We start from the raw sequence: 19,368 nt of genomic DNA, 5'->3' as shown, positions 1-19,368 counted from the left end.
TTTTTTTAAATACCAAACTTTTGGAAAACTTTTTTTGTACTTTTTTAATCTTCTAAATATATTCTCTTGATTCTGTGTGCCATAGAAGTGATCAATTCATAAGAAATAGTACCTGCTGATTCGGCTAAAGTTTCAGCTGTATGAGTTTTATCAAATACAATTACTTCATCACCTTCTTGACAAGAAATTTCAGTAACATCTACTAAGATCATATCCATACACACATTACCTATGATAGAAGCTTTTTTTCCATTGATAAATACGAAACCTTTCCCCTTGCCATAAATACGATTGATACCATCTGCATGACCTACAGGAATTGTAGCAGTTCTGGTAATATGATCGGCAATGTATCCTCGATTATAGCCCAAACTTTCACCTATTTGCAAAGTGTGTAGTTGTGAAATAACACTTTTCAGCGTCATAATAGGTGTAAGATATTGCTGCAATTCGACATCATTAGCGAAACCATACATACCTATACCACAACGCACCATATCAAATTGTGCTTGAGGATAGTTTAGTATACCTGAAGTATTGCATTGATGATAGAGTACTTTATGAGTAAATGTTTTGTTTATTTTTTCTTGAAAAGCTATAAAAGTATTGATTTGATTTTCTGTAAATTCTTTCTCATTCATATCTTCGGAAGCAGCTAAATGAGAATAAGCAGTTTTCACTTTTACAGTAGTATTGTTTTTTAACAGGACAAGAGTTTCTTCTATTTCACTTAAGTCAAAACCTAAACGATTGAGTCCTGTATTACATTTAAGGTGTACCGGATAATTTGCTAACTGTTGAATTTTAGCATAGTCTAAAAATAATTGGGCAATACGCTGTGAATATAAAGTAGGTTCTAAGTTATATTTTACAATATCATTAAAGTTTATAGGTTGTGGATGTAATACTAAAATAGGAAGAGTAATTCCAGCTTTTCTAAGAGCAATTCCTTCAGAAGTATAAGCTACTGTAAAATAATTAACTAATCCTTTTTTTTGCAAATGAGAAGCTATAGCTACAGAATTATTTCCATAGGAAGAGGCTTTCACTACAGCTAAGAACAAAGTTGTAGGTTTAAGTCGGTTTTTTAGGTAATGAATATTTTTTTCTAAGGCAGTAAGGTTGATTTCTAAGATGGTTTCTTCTGTTTTCATTTATTCTTTAATTTTTCTAACATTAATCTTGTTTGTTGAGAGAGTACTAATTTTCCAGAAATAGCAGCATTATCAATCAGTTCTTTTTCCCAATGCTCGGTATGTAGCCAAGTGATGCGTTTCATTTCTGATAAAGCTATAAGATTAGATTTTAGTAGGGTGGCTATGAAATGGTCTATAGCCTCATCCATATCTTTTGTATTTTCAAACACACGTGCTATCAATCCTTTTTGTTGAGCCCAGTAAGCACTTTTCCATTGATCAGGTGCCATAAATAGTTCATTGAGAGTTGATTGTCCTGCTTTGCGAAGAATGGCAGGGGCTATCACAAAAGGACCTATACCTAATGAGAGTTCTGAGAGCTTAATACTTAAAGCTTCAGTTGCAAAAACATAATCTAAAGCAGCGAGTAACCCCACTCCTCCCCCAACAGCTTTACCTTGGGCACGACCTATAATGAGTTTTTTGCAACGACGCATTGCTAAAAAAAGGTGTGCGAAACCCTCAAAAAATCGTTTTCCTTCTTCTTCATTTGTAACTGCTAAAAGCTCGTCAAAAGAGGCTCCAGCACAAAAAGCTCCATCTCCTTCACTTTTTAGTAGAATAACACTTACCTCATCATTTTCAGAAAGATTGTTGATTTCTTTAGTGAGTCTATTAAGTAACTCTAAAGGAAAAGAGTTTGCATTTGGATGTCCAAAAGTAGTAACAGCTAGCTGTTTATCTATTTTTGTATATAAAGAACCTTCTAATCTATCAGTCATATATTATTGTATAATTTTGTCGCAAAATTACGAATAAAAAGCAAAACTACAAAAAATAATGTAATTAGCTCATACAAAGAGGATTAATTTTTTGACAGGAAGATAAGAGAAGACAGAGTCTTAGATGTTTTAGATAGGTTTTTTCAAAATTAGGTTTCTAAATCGTTACCTACCATACTGAAAAATATTTTTTATTAATAGGTTATATTTCAGTGTTTTACACCTTTTTTCATATTGTACAGTAACTTGATAAAAAGTACTTTCGCAAATTAAAAAATTAGAGTATGAAAAAAGTAAAACGCTCAACCTTTAAGGTATTGTTTTACCTTAAAAAGAATGCCCCAAAGAAGAACGGTAAGGTTGCTATTATGGGGCGTATTACCATTGACAATCAGTTAGCTCAGTTTAGTACCAAACTTGAAATCCTTCCACAGAAATGGGATTTGAAATATGGCAGGGTAACAGGTAAAACAGAGGAAGCTAACCAACTCAACCGCAAGCTGGAAGAGATTCGCTCACGTATGGTTACTCATTACGAGGAACTGATGAAGTACGAGGGAGTGGTTACAGCTCAGAAGCTAAAAGCTACTTTCTTGGGTATAGGAGTAATGGAAGATTCCTTGCTAAAAGTCTATGAGAAGTTCAAAGAAGACTTTGCCTTGATGGTAGAAAAAGGTGTTAGAAGTTACAGCACTCTTAACAAATATGAGAATGTATATACTCATTTGAGCGAGTTTATCCAGTACAAATACCGCAGAAGTGATATTTCTTTCAAAGAGCTTACAGAAGACTTTATCAACGATTTTGACTTCTATCTTAGAGTTAATAAAAGTCTTACTCACAACACAATATGGGTTTATATGATGCCCCTTTGTAAAATGGTAGAAATAGCTATAGACAAAGGTATCATCTATCGCAATCCTTTTAAGAATTATATAAGTTCTATGGAGGAGAAAGACAGAGGCTATTTGCTTAGAGAGGAAGTAGAAACTCTTTTACAATATCACCCTAAGAGTGCTTCTGCTGAATTAGTACGAGACCTATTTGTTTTTAGTTGCTTTACAGGTTTTTCGTATATTGACATCAAACAACTTAAAAGAAGTCACTTACAATCGTTCTTTGACGGTAACAAATGGCTTATCAAACGACGTCAGAAATCCGATGTGCCCTGTAATGTACGTCTGTTAGATATAGCCAAGAAAATTATTGAAAAATATGAGGGTACGACTCATACTGAGGCATTGTTTCCTACGCCCTCCAACACTAATTGCAATCTCTTAATCAGAAAGATGATGAAAGATTGTAACATCATTCGTGAAAAACCCATTTCATTTCACTGGGCACGCCATACCTTTGGTACTCTGTTCTTAACAGAAGGAGTCCCCTTGGAAAGTGTTAGCAAGATGATGGGACATAAGAATATCAAAACTACCCAGATTTATGCTAAAATCACCAATGAGAAAATTAGCAAGGATATGGAAATTGCTGCCGAACGATTAAAGAATTTAAAGATAGGATAGCTTCTCAGTGTCTTTTAAAAATTAGAAATCCATTGATAATATTTCAAAAAGAGATGTGTCAATGGATTTTTTTGTTGCCTTACAAAAAGCTATCTCACAAAGATAAGAGTGTTATTAAGACTTACCTATTTTCCCTGTTTTAAACACTTAAGGCACGTAATGGCGGTTCGTTGTTCGAGTGCAAAGGTATTTCTGTGTTCTTAACGCTTCTTGCAAGGTCAAGCCCGATGGGTTTTCAAAAAATCTCCAGCCCTTGTCCGTTGTCCTGCGGGTAGTATTTTTTTTGAAAAACCTTGTAGAAGCTAAACACAGACCTTTTATGGCACTCGAAACGAAACCAGCTCATTCCGACCTTTAAGCGAATAAAAAAAATGTCAAATATGAGAAAAATGCCGCTTCTTACAGATTGTTTTTTGAAACGAATACCGCTTTTCCTCCCATTGTCGAATAAAAATTTCAAACTATGTAGCTACCTAATTACGTTTTTACCTTCGTACATACTTGCTTGCTTTGATGCGTGAATGCAAAGTAATGTACAAATATACATATAGCTTTACATAGAATTGTAAATAACTCTGTAAGTAAGTGATTAAATATATTGCTAATATGCCCTAAATCACTTTATGAGCTTGTAGTATTTATCTTCTTTTCTTATGGTTAATTAAAATTTGACCTTTAGGGAGAATCTTCTGTTCACCGGAACAGAGCAAGTTGTGTTTTGAGGCACGCATTAGGCGTGTAGGCACCTCAAAACCACTTGCCCTTGCAGGGAGCTTAAAACACACTCCGAAGTCGTGGTTTTTTACTTTTATATTTTTATTGTATTTCTAATGTAATAAAATTTTAATAATATATCTGATACATTACCAATTCTAATGACTATGTTCTCCAGCATTCACTAAGGTTGCGTTGATAAAGAATGCTCCTTTGGTGGCAATATTCTGTTCGGGGGCTATAGGTTTTACAGGGGCAATGGCAGTATACCCACTTTCGGAAGCTCCTTTTACTACCTCCACTTTCTCAAAAGAGGTTTCTTTATCCGAATTTTGGGTTACCAGAAAAATGTAGGATTTACCAGCATCCTCTACGATAGCCTCGTTAGGTACAGCAGGGGTCGTTTGTTTGTCAAGACTGATAACCCCTGTTACATTCATTCCATTGATGAGCCCTTGTTTGTCACCCTCTACGTGGCAATGTACAATGATACTTTTGCTTTCGTTTTCAAACGAAGCCGCAATGTTATACACTTGGGCATCATATTCGCGAGAGGTGTTATTGGTAGGGTTGAAGTGCACTTGTTGTCCTACCTTAATGTAAGGCAAGTCTCGCTCATACACTTGCAAGTGCAGGTGCAGCGAACTGTTGTCGATGATTTCCACAATAGGGGTGGAGGCATCTACATAAGCCCCTTTGTTAGTATATACCGCACTGATATTCCCACTAATAGGAGCCACTATCGCCAAAGTAGATTGCATTCCCTTATCGGTGAGTGTTTGAGGGTTTAAGCCCATTAGGCGTATTTGTTCTTCAAGTGAAGCTTTTTCGGTACGGAGGGTGCGTAGCTGAGTAGTAGCGGCTTGTAGGTTCTTACCAGTACCAGCATTACCTTCATAGAGGGTTTGCTGACGGTCAAGTTCTTGTTTAGCAAGTTCTATCTGACTATTAACGGTGAGCAAGCGCTGTTGTTGTTGCAAGAATTCTGGGTTAGAAACAGTAGCGATTACTTGCCCTTTTTGCACATAACTGCCTATCTCTACCTTTACGCTCTTGATAATCCCCGCATATACAGTCGATACCTTCGCCTGATGGTCGGCAGGCACGCTCAGTATTCCATTGGCTTTGAGGGTAGCGGCAAGAGCTTTTTCTTCTATATGTCCCAAACGAATATCTACAGTTTGGATTTGAGCTTGGGTAAGGGTGGTGAGGTTGCCTCCTTCTTCGTGGTGTTCTTCGCGCTCTTCGAGCTTTTGATTATTGGTAGTTGTAGGAGTGCCATTGCAGGCTGATAGACTAATTCCTATAAGGATAAAAGCGATTTTTATACTATATTTTTTCATTTGTTTTACTGGTTTAAAAGGGATTGTATTTCTATTACTTTTTGATTAAGCGCCTCGATACTCTCAAGGTATGCTAAGCGGGTATCTACGGCTGTCTGTAGGGTGTAAAGGTACTCCACATAGCTTATTTCACCTGCGCTATACCCTAACTGATTGGCTCGGATAATGCGCTCGGCTTCGGGTAGAGCTTCTTGTTTGTAAAACTGATATTTTTGCAAATTCAGTTGGTATTCCTCTTGCAGATTTATCCATTGAGTTTTAAGCTGTTTTTCTGTTTGTTGGGCTTCTTCTATAGCTGCTTCTTTCTGATATTTATAAGCTTTCACCTTGGCACGGGTAGCGGTAAAAATAGGAACTGAAAGCCCTATGGTGGCAAAGTGAAAACGTTTACTTCTATCAGTATAGGTCTCTACCCCTCCAATGGTTTGCATTCCTATAAGAGACTGATTGGTATAGCCCAATGTAAGGTCGGGCAGGGCTTGGGCACGCTCTAGACGTTTGTTGTGCTCAGCTATGTTTGCTTCTTGATAGCTGAGTTGTACCAAAGGGTGCTGAGAGAGTTGTACATCCGAAGGCTCACTGAGTAACAAAGGCTCATACACGGGCGACTTGGTAATGGTAAATGCTTCTTCTGTTTGCATTAACGTACGCAAGTTGCGATAGGTAGCTTGTTGTATAGTTTTGTTCTGTTGAAGTAACAAACTTATTTCTCCTTTCTTCACTTGGGCAGTGTTAATATCTATCTTCTTGGTATCCCCTGCTTTATAGCGTACTTCAGCAATGCGAATAAAATTATTGTAGAGACTATCAAGCTGCAAGAGCTGTTCCTCTTTAAAAGTCAAATATTGCAATTGCTGATATGCGTTGCGCACTTGCCGCTTCAGTTCATTCTGCTGAAGGGCTAATTGCCCTTGTTGTAATTGTGTCTCTGCTTGATAGAGCTTTTTGCGAGCAGCAAATACTGTAGGCAAAGGAATAGATTGTGATACACCTACTGAAAGGTCTTTTTCAGCACTGCTGTACTGCCCGTATTGCCCTGTAAAGTCTGTTTTAGCCAATTCAAAAGAGGTTCGCTCTTTAGCACTTGCTCCTTGTAGCTTGAGTTGTGCTGCCTTAATCACTCCATTGTTCTTAAGGGCTATTTGCTCTATTTCTTGTAGCGAGTAAGACTGCTGAGCGTGTAGCGCTATAGGACTGATAAGCAATAGGACTATCGTGAGTACTTTAGCTGAAGGACGGCGCCAAGAAAAGGTACTATTGAAAGCGATGTAAAGCAACGGAAGCACGAAGAGGGTGAGGAAGGTAGCCGATACTAACCCCCCAATAACCACTGTAGCTAAGGGGCGTTGTACTTCTGCTCCTGCTCCTTGACTGAGTGCCATAGGTAGGAAACCTAAGCTCGCCACCATAGCCGTCATTAGCACAGGGCGTAAACGCATTTCGGTACCCGTAATCACGCGATGCAAAAGGTTGGTCATTCCTTCTTTTTTCAGCTGGTTGAAAGTGCCAATAAGCACTATACCGTTGAGCACTGCTACCCCAAAGAGCGCGATAAAACCAATACCCGCACTAATACTAAAAGGCATTCCCCGAAGAAGCAAGGCAAATACGCCCCCAATGGCACTCATCGGGATAGCGCTAAAGATGAGCAATGATTGTTTTATAGAGTGGAAAGCAAGGTATAACAAGAAAAATATTAAAAGTAGGGCTACAGGCACGGCTATGAGCAGTCGGTCGGTGGCTTGTTGTAGGTTCTCAAACTGACCGCCATAGGTAAAGTAATAGCCCGTAGGGAGCTTTACGCCCTTTAATTTTTGTTCTATATCACTCACCACACTCTGCACATCGCGCCCTTGCACATTGAACCCTATCACAATACGGCGTTTGCCAGCCTCACGACTCACCTGTGCAGGACCTAATTCATACTTGATAGTAGCGATTTGGCTCATCGGTATTTGTCCGTTTTCCGTGGCTATCATCATATTTTGTACATCAGTGATATTGGTGCGATAAAGGCTATCGAGACGTACCACAAGGTCAAAACGGCGTTCATTCTCAAAGATTACTCCCGCACTTCTGCCCGCAAAGGCAGTACTAAGTACCTCATTGACATCTTGCACCGAAAGCCCATAGTTAGCCAAGCGCACACGGTCGTAAGTAACATTAATTTGAGGAAGTCCCGTTACCTTTTCTATCTGTGGAGGGGTAGCCCCTTCTGTTTTTTGAATGATGTTGGCTACTTGGGTGGCATATAGGGCAAGGGTATCCATATTCTCGCCGAAGATTTTCACGGCTACATCTTGCCTAATACCGGTCATTAGTTCGTTGAAGCGCATTTGTATAGGTTGGTTTTTCTCAAAGAAGACCCCAGGAATGTCCTTAAGTCGCTGAGTGATAGCCTCTCCCAATTCGTCATAAGAACGACCGCTTTTCCATTCATCCTGTGGCTTGAGTACAATTATTAAGTCGGTAGTTTCTAAGGGCATAGGGTCGGTAGGCACTTCGGCAGACCCCGTTTTACCGATAACCATTTTCACCTCATCAAACTCACGAATGAGGCGAGAGGCTTGCATAGAAGTTTCCAAACTCTGTTTTAGGGAAGTGCCTTGTGGCAGAATACAGTGAAAAGCAAAATCGCCTTCTTGCAATTGTGGGATAAACTCACCCCCCATACGGCTAAAAATACCTGCTGAAAGCAAAAATAACCCTACTGCACTGCCTATTATCCAGCCTCTTAAGCGTATAGAACGCGAGAAAAGGGGTTGGTAATGAGAGTTGAGCCACGCTATCATTCTCTCGGCAAAACTACGCTTGTCACTCACCTTTTTAGGCAAGAGCAAAGCACTCATTGCAGGGATATAGGTAAGAGAAAGAATCAACGCCCCTAAGATAGCGAAGACTACAGTCTGTGCCATAGGGCGGAACATCTTGCCCTCTACCCCTACCAAGGTGAGGATTGGAATATATACCATCAAGATAATAATCTCGCCAAAGGCAGCACTACTGCGTATCTTGGACGCAGAATGATACACTTCATCGTCCATTTGCGCTTGGGTAAGTGGCTGTTGGTTTTTACGAATAGCCAAATGGTGCATCACTGCTTCTACCACAATAACCGACCCATCAACGATAATTCCAAAGTCTATCGCCCCCAAGCTCATCAGGTTCGCACTTACCCCAAAGAGGTTCATCATACCTAAGGCAAAGAGCAAAGAAAGTGGAATGGCAGTAGCTACAATCAGTCCTGCTCTCAAGTTGCCTAAGAAGAGTACCAAAACGAAGATGACAATCAGTGCCCCCTCTAAGAGGTTTTTCTCTACCGTGTGAATAGCGCGTTGCACTAGGTCGGTGCGGTCTAAGAAAGGTTCTATTACTACATCGTCAGGCAAGGATTGTTGTATAGTGGGTAGTTTTTCTTTAATACGGCTAACTACCTCGTGGCTGTTTTCACCTTTGAGCATCATCACCACGCCCCCAACGGCATCTACTTCGCCATTGTAGGTAAGAGCCCCATAACGAATGGCACTCCCTAAGCGCACTTCAGCCACATCTTTGATAAACAAAGGTGGTGTATGTTTGCCTATAGCGATATTGCCTATATCGGTGAGAGAGGTAGCCACACCTATCCCACGTATAAAATATGCATTAGGGCGCTTGTCTATATAAGCACCTCCCGTATTTTGGTTGTTCTGTTCTAAGGCGGTGAAGAGGTCGCTCACACTCACCCCCATAGCACGCAAGCGGTTAGGGTCTATAACCACCTCATATTGTTTGAGCTCTCCCCCAAAACTATTGATTTCGGCAATGCCTTTGGTACCATATAGCTGACGCGCCACAATCCAATCCTGCATAGTGCGGAGGTCTTTGGCTGAATATTTGTTTTTGCTCTGCTCTTTAGGGCGAATAATATATTGATATACCTCCCCCAGTCCTGTACTCACGGGCGAAAGTTCGGGGGTGCCTATTCCCTTGGGGATTTGCTCCTGCGCTTCTTTAAGTTTTTCATTGACTAACTGACGGGCAAAGTAGATGTCCATATCTTCGCTAAAAACGGCAGTAATCACCGAGAGTCCAAAGCGCGAAATACTGCGTGTCTCTTCCAGTCCAGGAATATTGGCTATAGCTTGTTCTATAGGGAAAGTAACGAGTTGCTCCACTTCCTGCGAGGCAAGAGTAGGCGTAGAAGTAATAATCTGTACTTGGTTGTTGGTAATATCGGGAACGGCATCAATGGGTAGCCTCATAGCACTCCATACACCCCAAATGATAAGGGCAAGAGTCATCAATCCTACAAGAAACTTGTTCTTGATGCTGAATTTAATAATTTTATCTAACATAATCTTTCTTTAATTGTGAATAAATAAGAAGAATGCCTCAAGAATAGTTCTCAAAGCAAAAATATTAGTGGGTACTAATAAACAATAAAGATAGATTATACTTTAGGAGGCGTCCAGATATTACCATAGTAAGCCGATACCCACACCTCGGTATAGAGGGGGAGGCTATGAGGGTGAATAGTTTCTATAGGTGCTTCTATAGTGAAAGTATTGAAGGAAAAGCTGTCCACAAGCACCTGACAGCAAGTGCATACGCAGAAAGGGGAACAAACATCTAAGTGAAGATGCGAAGAAGTATCATCAGGCGTAGCTACTAATCGAAAAGCAGTGTTTTCACCTTCATATATAGGCATATCAGCACAGGGAACTCCTGTGAGCACCAGCAGATATAAACTAAATATAAAAGTGAAATATTTCATATTGGGGGCAAAGATACATTTTTTTTTCAATCTGACAAAATTTTTTGATTTTGTCGCATTCTACTACATAATTAAAAATAACACATCTGACACATTACCAGCTCCCCGCAGACGTGCGTTGCTGCACGGGCTTTTATAAAAGCCCGTGCAGCAACGCACGTCTGCGGGTGCAAAGGTAAATTTTTTTGGTTATATTGTCAAGATGTTGTACCTTTGCACCTAGAAGTTACTGAGAAAATAGGTATAATCAAATGAAATAAGAGCTATTACTAAATCATTACCTAATCTTCTTGTAATTCCTGTATCTTCTTTATTTAAAATAGATTATAAAAGTAGTTTCAATTTTGGGGCAAAAATAAAACTTTTTTTATAAATAGGTTTGGTAATTCAAAAAAATATTTTACCTTTGCCGCGCAAATGGGGATGTAGCTCAGTTGGCTAGAGCGTTTGGCTGGCAGCCAAAAGGTCGTGGGTTCGAGCCCCATCTTCTCCACAAATAAAAAAGCTATCCCAAAGGATAGCTTTTTTATTTTTCAATTACATTTAAAATTAGTGAAATCTTGTTTCTAATTTGATATATTCTAAAAATTCCTTTCTAACTTCAGGATTTTTAAACTTACCACCAAACTCAGCAGTAACAGTACTGCTATCAATATCTTCTATACCACGAGAATTGACACATAAGTGTTTAGCATCTATGATACAAGCTACATCTTCAGTTCCTAAAGCTTGTTGCATTTCTTGTACAATTTGCATTGTAAGCCGCTCCTGAACTTGTGGACGTTTCGCGTAATACTCTACTATACGATTCATCTTAGAAAGCCCTAAGACTTTACCATTAGAAATATAACCTACATGGGCACGTCCTACTATAGGTAACAAATGGTGTTCACAAGTGGAATATACTACTATATTCTTCTCTACTAACATTTCCCCATAGTGGTAAGAATTATTGAAAGTAGACATTGAAGGTTTTCGTTCAGGAAGCAAACCTCCAAAAATTTCTTTTACAAACATTTTTGCTACACGTTTTGGGGTACCTTTTAAACTATCATCATTTAAGTCCATTCCCAAAGTGTGGAGGATAGCACGTACATGCGTTTCTATCTCAGCTATTTTTTCAGTTTCATTTAACTGAAAAGCATCTGCTCTAAGAGGTGTGACAGCTGAAGTAGCAATATGGTTGTCACCTAATATATCTTCTTTTTGATTTTTATTCATTACTTATTTTTTATATTATGAAAGTGCAAAGTTACTAATTATTCATCAAAAGTTAAAACTTTTTTGTGTTTTACATCTTGGTTAGTAATAGCTAAATGTATTACTTCTTCCATATCAGTTACATAGTGAAAAGTAAGTCCTTTAAGGTATTCTTGTTTGATTTCTAAAATGTCTTTCTTATTGTCTTTACATAAGATATATTCTTTGATACCAGCGCGTTTTCCTGCTAGAATTTTTTCTTTGAGACCTCCTACGGGAAGTACTTTTCCACGCAAGGTAATTTCTCCAGTCATAGCAAGGTGCTTTTTCACGCGTTTTTGGGTAAAGAGAGACATTAGAGAGGTGAGCATTGCAATACCTGCACTTGGACCATCTTTAGGAGTAGCTCCTTCTGGTACATGTATATGTACATCGTAATTGCTAAAAAGCTTAGGGTTAAGGTTATATCTTTCGGCATTTGCTTTTAGATATTCCCAAGCGATGGTTGCTGATTCTTTCATTACTTGACCTAAATTACCCGTGATATTAAGCACCCCCTTACCTTTCGATAAGGCAGATTCTATAAAAAGAATATCACCTCCTACACTCGTCCACGCCAATCCTGTAACTACACCTGCAACCTTATTGTCTTCATATTTATCACGTTCTAAACGAGCTGGTCCTAATATCTTTTCTATAGTTTCAATAGTAATTTTAGGGTCATAGATTTCTTCCATTGCAAGATTTTTAGCTCCATAACGTACTACTTTAGCAATTTCTTTTTCCAAAGCGCGTACACCAGATTCACGAGTGTAGCCTTCTACAATACGTTCTATTTCTTTTTTACCTAACTGCAAATCAGTATCTTTCATACCATGCTCCTCTAATTGTTTAGGCAATAAATGACGTTTAGCAATTTCAGTCTTTTCTTCTATAGTATAGCCTGTTACATTGATGAGTTCCATACGGTCTAGTAACGCTGGTTGTATGGTGGAAAGATCATTGGCAGTAGCAATAAACATTACTTTAGAGAGATCATATCCCATTTCGAGGAAATTGTCATAAAATTCCTTGTTCTGTTCAGGGTCAAGTACTTCGAGCATTGCTGAAGAAGGATCGCCATGGTAACTATTATTGCCTAATTTATCAATTTCATCCAAAACAAAAACAGGGTTAGAAGTTTTGGCTTTTTTGAGTTGTTGTAGGATACGACCAGGCATAGCACCTATATAAGTTTTACGATGTCCACGTATTTCAGCCTCATCGTGTAAACCTCCTAACGACATACGAACATACTCACGATTTAAGGCTTTAGCTATAGAGCGACCTAAGGAGGTTTTTCCTACCCCAGGAGGTCCATAGAAACATAAAATAGGCGATTTCATATCATTACGGAGTTTGAGTACTGCTAAATACTCTATGATACGACGTTTTACCTCTTCTAATCCATAATGTTCTTTATCGAGAATTCTCTGAGCTCTTTTTAAGTCGAAGTTATCTTTAGAATATTCATTCCAAGGTAATTCTAATAGCACTTCTAAGTAATTTCGTTGAATACCATAGTCGGGACTATTAGGATTAGTTCGTTGTAATTTACTGAGTTCTTTTTCAAAAAGTTCTTTTATATTATCATCCCATTTCTTAGTCTTAGCTTTCTTTTTGAGTTCTTCTATCTCTTGCTCATACGATACTCCCCCTAATTCTTCTTGAATAGTGCGCATCTGCTGGTGCAGGAAGTATTCACGTTGTTGTTGGTCTATATCAAAACGTGTTTTAGATTGCACTTCATTACGCAAGGTAAGACGTTGCAAATCAATATTTAGATATTTTAAGATCGCTGTAGCACGTTCTTTAAGTTCATCAATCTCTAATACACCTTGTTTTTCTAAAACAGTGGCATTCATATTAGAGGAAATAAAGTTGATGAGGAATGAGTAGCTTTCTATATTGCGAATAGCAAAAGCAGCCTCTGAAGGGATATTTGGATTTTCCTGTATAATTTTGATAGAGAGGTCTTTTACAGCATCAATAGTCGCTTCAAACTCTTTATCGTTTGGTTCAGGTTTTACATCAGACATCTCTTTGATCACTGCTTTGATATAGGGTTTTTCTTCTACAATACTCTCTATTTCAAAACGTTTTTTACCTTGAATAATAATGGTTACATTACCATCAGGCATTTTTAGTACTCTAAGAATGCGAGCTACTGTACCGAAACGGAAAAGATCTTTTCCTTCAGGTATTTCGGTTTTTTCGTCTAATTGAGCAACTACTCCAATTGTTTTAGTAGTAGCATAGGCTTCATTAATTAGATGAATAGAAGCATCACGTCCAGCAGATATAGGTACTACTACCCCTGGAAAAAGCACAGTGTTTTTCAAGGGAAGAATTGGTAATACATGCGGAATGCGTTCACGCTCTATTTCTTCCTCATCTTCCAAAGTGAGAAGTGGTATAAATTCAGTATCTTCATCAATATGTTCAGCAACAAGGCTGTCAAAATTTCCTATATTCATATTTATATTGTTAGTAAGTGTCATTTTGTCAGTAGTTATTGTTTTATATAAATGAGATTATAATATTTACCATACTGACAAACAAGACTCTAAATAAAAAAAACTAATGTTACGGAGATATATTGCAATAGATGTGCCAAGATTAGGAAATAACTAAGTTCATTATAGGTTGAAATAGGAGACTTTTTATAGGAATTAGAATCTTTAGTAGCTTTTTCAATCAATTAATAAAGAAATAAGATATTCTCTAATAAAAATATATTTTTGGAAACTTTTTTTGTTTATTAAGTTTTTTATTGTATTTTTGCCGCCGATTTAGAACAAATAAACAAATGGATTTAATTAAACTTTCTATTAAGCGCCCTAGTGTGCTTATTGTAATGCTTTCCTTATTACTTATAGGTGGTTTTTATTCTTATAAGTTGCTGAATTATGAGTTGATTCCTAAATTTGAGGTAAATGTAGTAACAATCTCTACTGTCTATGCTGGAGCTTCACCATCTGAGATAGAGAGTACTATTACCAAAAGGATTGAGGATGCGGTTTCAGCCTTAGAAAATATTAAGAAAATACAATCGTATTCGTATGAAAGTCTTTCAGTGGTAGTAGTACAGCTTACTAATGATGCTAATGTAGATAATACTCTTAATGAAGCACAAAGAAAAATTAATGCTATTCGTGCTTACCTACCTACTGATGCTAAAGAACCTTCACTTAGTAAATTTTCTCTTTCGGATTTACCAATCATTTCTATAGGGGTGACTTCTAAGTTATCTGCTCAAGAGTTGTATGACTTAGTAGATAAGAAGATACAACCTGAACTCTCACGTGTACCAGGGGTAGCACAAGTAAATATAATAGGTGGTCGGAAACGCGAAATACGTGTGAGTATTGATGCTAAGAAATTAGAAGGTTATGGGCTTTCTATTGCTCAAGTACAACAATTGATTGCTGCTTCAAATATGGAAATTCCTGCGGGTAAAATCAAGACTCGTGAGAATAGTACTTCTATACGTTTGCTTGGTAAAATACAAGATGTAGATCAGTTGCGTAACCTTATACTTGCTTCACAAAACGGAGTAGAAATACGTCTTTCGGATATAGCTGATGTACAAGATACAGAAGAAGAGGCTGAAAAGATAGCTCGTATAGACCAAGAAAATACTCTTTTGTTGCAAGTACTCAAACAAACTGATGCTAATGCTGTATCAGTGAGTGAATTGGTACGAAAAAAAATGAATCAAGTAGAGCAGACTTACAAAAATGAAGGAGTGAAAATGCTATTAGCAGAAGATACTAGTGAATTTACGTTAGAAGCATCAAATGCAGTAATGTTTGACTTAGTATTAGCAATTGTGTTGGTAGCTGTAGTAATGTTTTTCTTCCTTCATAGTTTGCGTAATGCTCTTATTGTAATGGTATCTATTCCTACCTCATTAATTGCTACTTTTATAGGTATGTATTTCTTTGGATTTACGTTGAACTTGATGAGTTTGGTAGCCCTTTCAATGGTAGTAGGTATATTAGTAGATGATGCTATTGTAGTATTAGAAAATATTCACCGCCATATGGAAATGGGTAAGAATAAAGTTCGTGCTGCTTTTGACGGATCTAAGGAAATTGTACTTACTGTAATGGCTATTACCTTAGTAATTGTAGTAGTATTTGTACCAATTTCTATAGGGAATAGCATAGTTGTAAATATCGTAAGAGAGTTTTGTATGACGGTAGCCATTGCTACAATGCTATCATTGCTAATGTCATTTACAGTAGTACCTTGGCTGTACTCACGTTTTGGGAAGTTAGAACATGCTAACTCTAATTCTCTGTTAGGAAAGGTATCTATTGGATTTGAAGGGTATCTTAAGCGTTTTACACAATTTTTCTCAGACCTATTGGTATGGGTATTTGCTAATAAATGGAAAACTATTATTTTAGTATTTTTTCTCTTTATAGGTTCTTGTTCATTGATTCCTACAGGATTTGTAGGGACTGAATTTATGCCTAATATGGATAGAGGCAAATTTTTAATACAATTTGAATTGAATAAAGATGCTTCTCTTGAACAAACAAACTTCATTACTCAAAAAGCAGAGAACTATCTTCGTAACTTGAAAGTAAAAGGTACAGATAAACCTTTGGTAGAAAGTATGATTACTACTGTAGGGCAATCTACTAGCGGTATGGGGGCTTCACAAGCAACAGCTTATAAATCAGAAATACAACTTACTATAATTGATAAAAAAGAGCGTAGTGAATCAACTAATGTGATTGCAGCAAAGTTAAAACGCGAATTGAGTCAGTTTTTAATAGAAGCTAAAGTAAAAACAGTACCAGTAGGAATGATGGGAGCTGAACAAGCCCCTATTGCTCTTGTGGTTACTTCTGACAATGTAGAAGCAGCTCAACAATATGCTGAAAAAACCGCAGAACTACTTAAAACTATAGAAGGAGCTACCGAAATAAAACTTACCTCAGAATCAGGTAATCCTGAAATAAGCGTACAGTTAGATCGTGATAAAATGACGATGTTAGGACTCAATATTGCTACTGTAGGAGGAACAATACGAACTGCTTTTAATGGTAATGATGATAGTAAGTTTCGCACGGGAGATTCTGAATATGATATCAATATAATATTTGAAGATGGCAGCCGTCAATCAATGGATGATATAGAGAATATGATGTTCATCAATTCAGTAGGACAACAGATAAAGCTATCGCAATTTGCAACTATTGTTTACGCTTCAGGTCCTACGCAATTAGAACGTTATGACAAATCTCCATCAGTAACAGTACAAGCTCAATCGGTAGGTCGTCCTACTGGTACTATAGTTTCAGAATGGAAGAGCAAAATAAACCAATTAGAAAAACCAACTAATGTACATTTTGTATTTACGGGAGACCAAGAAATGCAAGATGAAGGTTTTGGCACTTTGTTTGTATCACTTTTTGCAGCTATTCTCTTAGTATATATGGTAATGGTTGTATTATATGACAGTTTTTCACGTCCATTTGTAGTATTATTCTCTATCCCATTATCTTTTATTGGAGCCTTGGTAGCTTTAGCATTAGCTAATATGTCTCTCAATACCTTTACTCTTTTAGGTATGATTATGCTCATTGGGCTAGTTGCTAAGAATGCGATTATGTTAGTTGACTTTGCTAACCATCGTAAGCAAGAAGGAGAAGATACTGTAACTGCATTGATACAAGCAAATCACGCTCGTTTGCGCCCGATATTAATGACAACTATTGCGATGGTAGCAGGAATGATACCTTTGGCGATAGCAAGTAGTGCGGGAGCTGAAGTAAATAATGGTTTGGCTATTGTAACTATTGGAGGATTGTTATCTTCACTGTTCCTAACTTTAATTGTGGTACCTTTGGTATATCTCATTTTTGACAATATAAGTAAACGTTTTGGTAAAGGCACTAAAACTGATTACGAAAAACTGATGATTGCTGATTACGAGCATATAGATATCAAAGGAGAACACGAAATATAACAAATATTCATCTTTATAAAAAGAAAAAAGGGATACCCAATTGAGGGTGTCCCCTTTTTTTATATTTTACAGTTAAATTTTCAGTTAACAAAACTCATCGTAAGCTTGTTGAAGATTTTCTGCAATTACTTCAGCCATACGACCTTCTATATGGTGACGTTCTAACATATGCACCAATTCTCCATCTTTGAACAAAGCAATACTTGGAGAAGAAGGAGGAAAAGGTAGCATATATTGGCGTGCCTCTTCAGTGGCTTCTCTATCAACTCCTGCAAAAACTGTAGTGAGATGATCGGGTTTTTTAGCATTTTGCAAACTATAAAGCACTGCAGGGCGTGCATTACGAGCTGCACAACCACAAACAGAGTTCACAACTACAAGGGTAGTTCCTTTTTGTTCAATAGCGTTTTTTACAGCTTCAACTGTTTTTAATTCTTGAAAACCAACGTTTGTTAGTTCTTCTATCATTGGTTTTACCAATTCAGGTGGATACATAATATTTCATTTTTAAATTGGGTGCAAAGGTAGTAAAAAAAAATATATCACAAATTATTTTGTCAAATAGAAATTATGTTGTACTTTTGAGCCACTAACTAAACATTAATTTTGAATGGCAAAGATTACAACTGCTAAAGAAGCCCTAAAAGTAGTAAAAAGTGGTGATTTTGTGTATATACATGGAGGTGCAGCTGTACCAGAAATATTAGTAAATGCCCTTGTAACACGAGCTCACGAATTAAAAAATGTTACCATTGGGCATATTCATATAGAAGGTGATGCTCCTTATGCCGACCCTAAATACAAAGATAGTTTTTACATAGATTCTTTCTTCCTTTCTAAAAATGTACGTCACATAATAAAAGCAGGTAATGGATCGTATACACCTATTTTTCTAAGTGACATGCCTCTATTATTTGATCGCAAACATATAAATGTGGATGTAGTATTAATACAAGTATCGCCTCCTGATAAGTTTGGATTTTGTTCTATGGGGGTAAGTGTAGAGGCTTGTAAGTCAGCTATTCGCAATGCTAAATACGTTATTGCAAAAGTAAATAAGAAAATGCCCCGTACCTATGGCGATGCTCTTGTTCACATAGATGAGATAGATTACTTAGTGGAATATGATGCTCCTATTTTCTCCCTACACCTCTCAGAACCCAATGTTATAGAAAAACAAATAGCTCAACATATAGTCCCTCTTATAGAAGATGGTAGTACTTTGCAATTGGGTATTGGTAATATACCCAATGCTACTTTAGGTGAAATGGGGCACCTTAAAAATTTGGGGATTCATACAGAACTTCTTACTGAAGGTGTACTTGATTTGGTGAAAAAAGGAGTTATTAATGGTTATGAAAAGAAGATTGATAAAGGTAAAATTATTGCCTCATTCGCAATGGGGTCACAAGAGTTATACGATTTTATAGATCATAATCCCTCGGTAGAAATGGCTGAGGCTTCATATACTAATGAAGTATCTGTTATTCGTCAGAATCCTAAGATGATTTCTATCAATTCAGCTATAGAAGTAGATATTACAGGGCAAGTATGTGCTGACTCTATAGGGACAACTATCTATTCAGGCTTTGGAGGACAAATAGATTTTGTGCGTGGGGCAATGTTAAGTGAAGGAGGTAAATCTATTATTACATTCCCTTCAGTAACCAACAAGGGAGAAAGTAAGATTGTGCCTTTTCTCAAACAAGGAGCAGGTGTAGTTACTACCCGAGCACATGTGCAGTACATAGTAACCGAATATGGAGTTGCAGAACTATTTGGTAAAAATTTAAAAGATCGTGCTAAAGCATTAATAGCTATAGCTCACCCTAATTATAGGGAAGCCTTGGAAAGAGCAGCTTTTGAAATGTACAAGTAAATAATTAACTTTA

General features: G+C 37.4%; 11 protein-coding genes and 1 tRNA gene. 4 read left to right on the top strand and 8 right to left on the bottom strand.

From position 1 onward, the window contains the following. Positions 1-44 precede the first annotated feature (44 nt). Positions 45-1,154 (bottom strand): alanine racemase, encoded by a 1,110-nt coding sequence (alr, locus tag CGC57_RS00655; RefSeq protein ID WP_095897566.1) that lies wholly within the window; start codon positions 1,152-1,154, stop codon positions 45-47. After that, positions 1,151-1,918, bottom strand: a complete 768-nt coding sequence (locus CGC57_RS00650) for an enoyl-CoA hydratase/isomerase family protein (protein ID WP_095897565.1) — start codon at positions 1,916-1,918, stop codon at positions 1,151-1,153. Before CGC57_RS00650 ends, alr begins: the two co-directional genes overlap by 4 nt. Before the next feature lie 284 nt (positions 1,919-2,202). On the opposite strand from CGC57_RS00650, the gene CGC57_RS00645 reads away from it, so the two are divergent. Further along, positions 2,203-3,438, top strand: coding sequence for a site-specific integrase (locus CGC57_RS00645; protein ID WP_095897564.1), 1,236 nt, complete (start codon positions 2,203-2,205; stop codon positions 3,436-3,438). 872 nt (positions 3,439-4,310) lie between these two features. On the opposite strand, the gene CGC57_RS00635 is transcribed toward CGC57_RS00645, so the two are convergent. The 3 genes from CGC57_RS00635 to CGC57_RS00625 all read right to left on the bottom strand — a co-directional run bounded on the left by CGC57_RS00635 (position 4,311) and on the right by CGC57_RS00625 (position 10,281). Further along, positions 4,311-5,495 (bottom strand): efflux RND transporter periplasmic adaptor subunit, encoded by a 1,185-nt coding sequence (locus CGC57_RS00635; RefSeq protein WP_095897563.1) that lies wholly within the window; start codon positions 5,493-5,495, stop codon positions 4,311-4,313. Positions 5,496-5,500: 5 nt separating this feature from the next. After that, entirely contained in the window at positions 5,501-9,832 is a 4,332-nt protein-coding gene (locus tag CGC57_RS00630; protein WP_095897562.1) for a CusA/CzcA family heavy metal efflux RND transporter, read from the bottom strand. Between the two features lie 95 nt (positions 9,833-9,927). After that, a complete protein-coding gene (locus CGC57_RS00625; protein ID WP_232747259.1) occupies positions 9,928-10,281 on the bottom strand; it encodes a DUF6660 family protein in 354 nt (117 codons plus the stop codon). A gap of 389 nt (positions 10,282-10,670) precedes the next feature. Here CGC57_RS00625 and CGC57_RS00615 point away from each other — a divergent pair. After that, a tRNA-Ala gene (locus CGC57_RS00615) sits at positions 10,671-10,744 on the top strand. A gap of 56 nt (positions 10,745-10,800) precedes the next feature. Here the strand turns inward: CGC57_RS00615 and folE are convergent. Together folE and lon are read right to left on the bottom strand one after the other, a co-directional pair. After that, positions 10,801-11,472, bottom strand: a complete 672-nt coding sequence (folE, locus tag CGC57_RS00610) for a GTP cyclohydrolase I FolE (RefSeq protein ID WP_095897560.1) — start codon at positions 11,470-11,472, stop codon at positions 10,801-10,803. A gap of 38 nt (positions 11,473-11,510) precedes the next feature. After that, positions 11,511-13,967 carry an endopeptidase La gene (lon, locus tag CGC57_RS00605; protein WP_095899434.1) on the bottom strand — a complete coding sequence of 819 codons (2,457 nt, stop codon included), beginning with the start codon at positions 13,965-13,967 and terminating at the stop codon, positions 11,511-11,513. 332 nt (positions 13,968-14,299) lie between these two features. Between lon and CGC57_RS00600 the strand changes: the two genes are divergently transcribed. After that, complete coding sequence (locus CGC57_RS00600) at positions 14,300-17,476, top strand: efflux RND transporter permease subunit (protein ID WP_095897559.1); 3,177 nt, start codon at positions 14,300-14,302, stop codon at positions 17,474-17,476. An 84-nt stretch (positions 17,477-17,560) separates the two neighbouring features. Here CGC57_RS00600 and CGC57_RS00595 read toward each other — a convergent pair whose 3' ends face one another. Further along, positions 17,561-17,971 (bottom strand): BrxA/BrxB family bacilliredoxin, encoded by a 411-nt coding sequence (locus CGC57_RS00595; protein WP_095897558.1) that lies wholly within the window; start codon positions 17,969-17,971, stop codon positions 17,561-17,563. Positions 17,972-18,086: 115 nt separating this feature from the next. Here CGC57_RS00595 and CGC57_RS00590 point away from each other — a divergent pair, with 115 nt between their 5' ends. After that, complete coding sequence (locus tag CGC57_RS00590; protein WP_095897557.1) at positions 18,087-19,355, top strand: acetyl-CoA hydrolase/transferase family protein; 1,269 nt, start codon at positions 18,087-18,089, stop codon at positions 19,353-19,355. Positions 19,356-19,368: the final 13 nt, after the last annotated feature.

Source organism: Capnocytophaga sputigena (assembly GCF_002302495.1).
In the GTDB taxonomy this organism is placed as follows: domain Bacteria; phylum Bacteroidota; class Bacteroidia; order Flavobacteriales; family Flavobacteriaceae; genus Capnocytophaga; species Capnocytophaga sputigena.
Note: the sequence above shows the minus strand (reverse complement) of the source record. Positions and strands in the feature narration are given on the sequence as shown.

What these genes read in the sequence shown, in the direction of transcription:
- alr (WP_095897566.1), bottom strand. Translation starts at nt 1,154, where the DNA reads ATGAAAACAGAAGAAACCATCTTAGAAATCAACCTTACTGCCTTAGAA.
- CGC57_RS00650 (WP_095897565.1), bottom strand. Translation starts at nt 1,918, where the DNA reads ATGACTGATAGATTAGAAGGTTCTTTATATACAAAAATAGATAAACAG.
- CGC57_RS00645 (WP_095897564.1), top strand. Translation starts at nt 2,203, where the DNA reads ATGAAAAAAGTAAAACGCTCAACCTTTAAGGTATTGTTTTACCTTAAA.
- CGC57_RS00635 (WP_095897563.1), bottom strand. Translation starts at nt 5,495, where the DNA reads ATGAAAAAATATAGTATAAAAATCGCTTTTATCCTTATAGGAATTAGT.
- CGC57_RS00630 (WP_095897562.1), bottom strand. Translation starts at nt 9,832, where the DNA reads ATGTTAGATAAAATTATTAAATTCAGCATCAAGAACAAGTTTCTTGTA.
- folE (WP_095897560.1), bottom strand. Translation starts at nt 11,472, where the DNA reads ATGAATAAAAATCAAAAAGAAGATATATTAGGTGACAACCATATTGCT.
- lon (WP_095899434.1), bottom strand. Translation starts at nt 13,967, where the DNA reads ATGAATATAGGAAATTTTGACAGCCTTGTTGCTGAACATATTGATGAA.
- CGC57_RS00600 (WP_095897559.1), top strand. Translation starts at nt 14,300, where the DNA reads ATGGATTTAATTAAACTTTCTATTAAGCGCCCTAGTGTGCTTATTGTA.
- CGC57_RS00595 (WP_095897558.1), bottom strand. Translation starts at nt 17,971, where the DNA reads ATGTATCCACCTGAATTGGTAAAACCAATGATAGAAGAACTAACAAAC.
- CGC57_RS00590 (WP_095897557.1), top strand. Translation starts at nt 18,087, where the DNA reads ATGGCAAAGATTACAACTGCTAAAGAAGCCCTAAAAGTAGTAAAAAGT.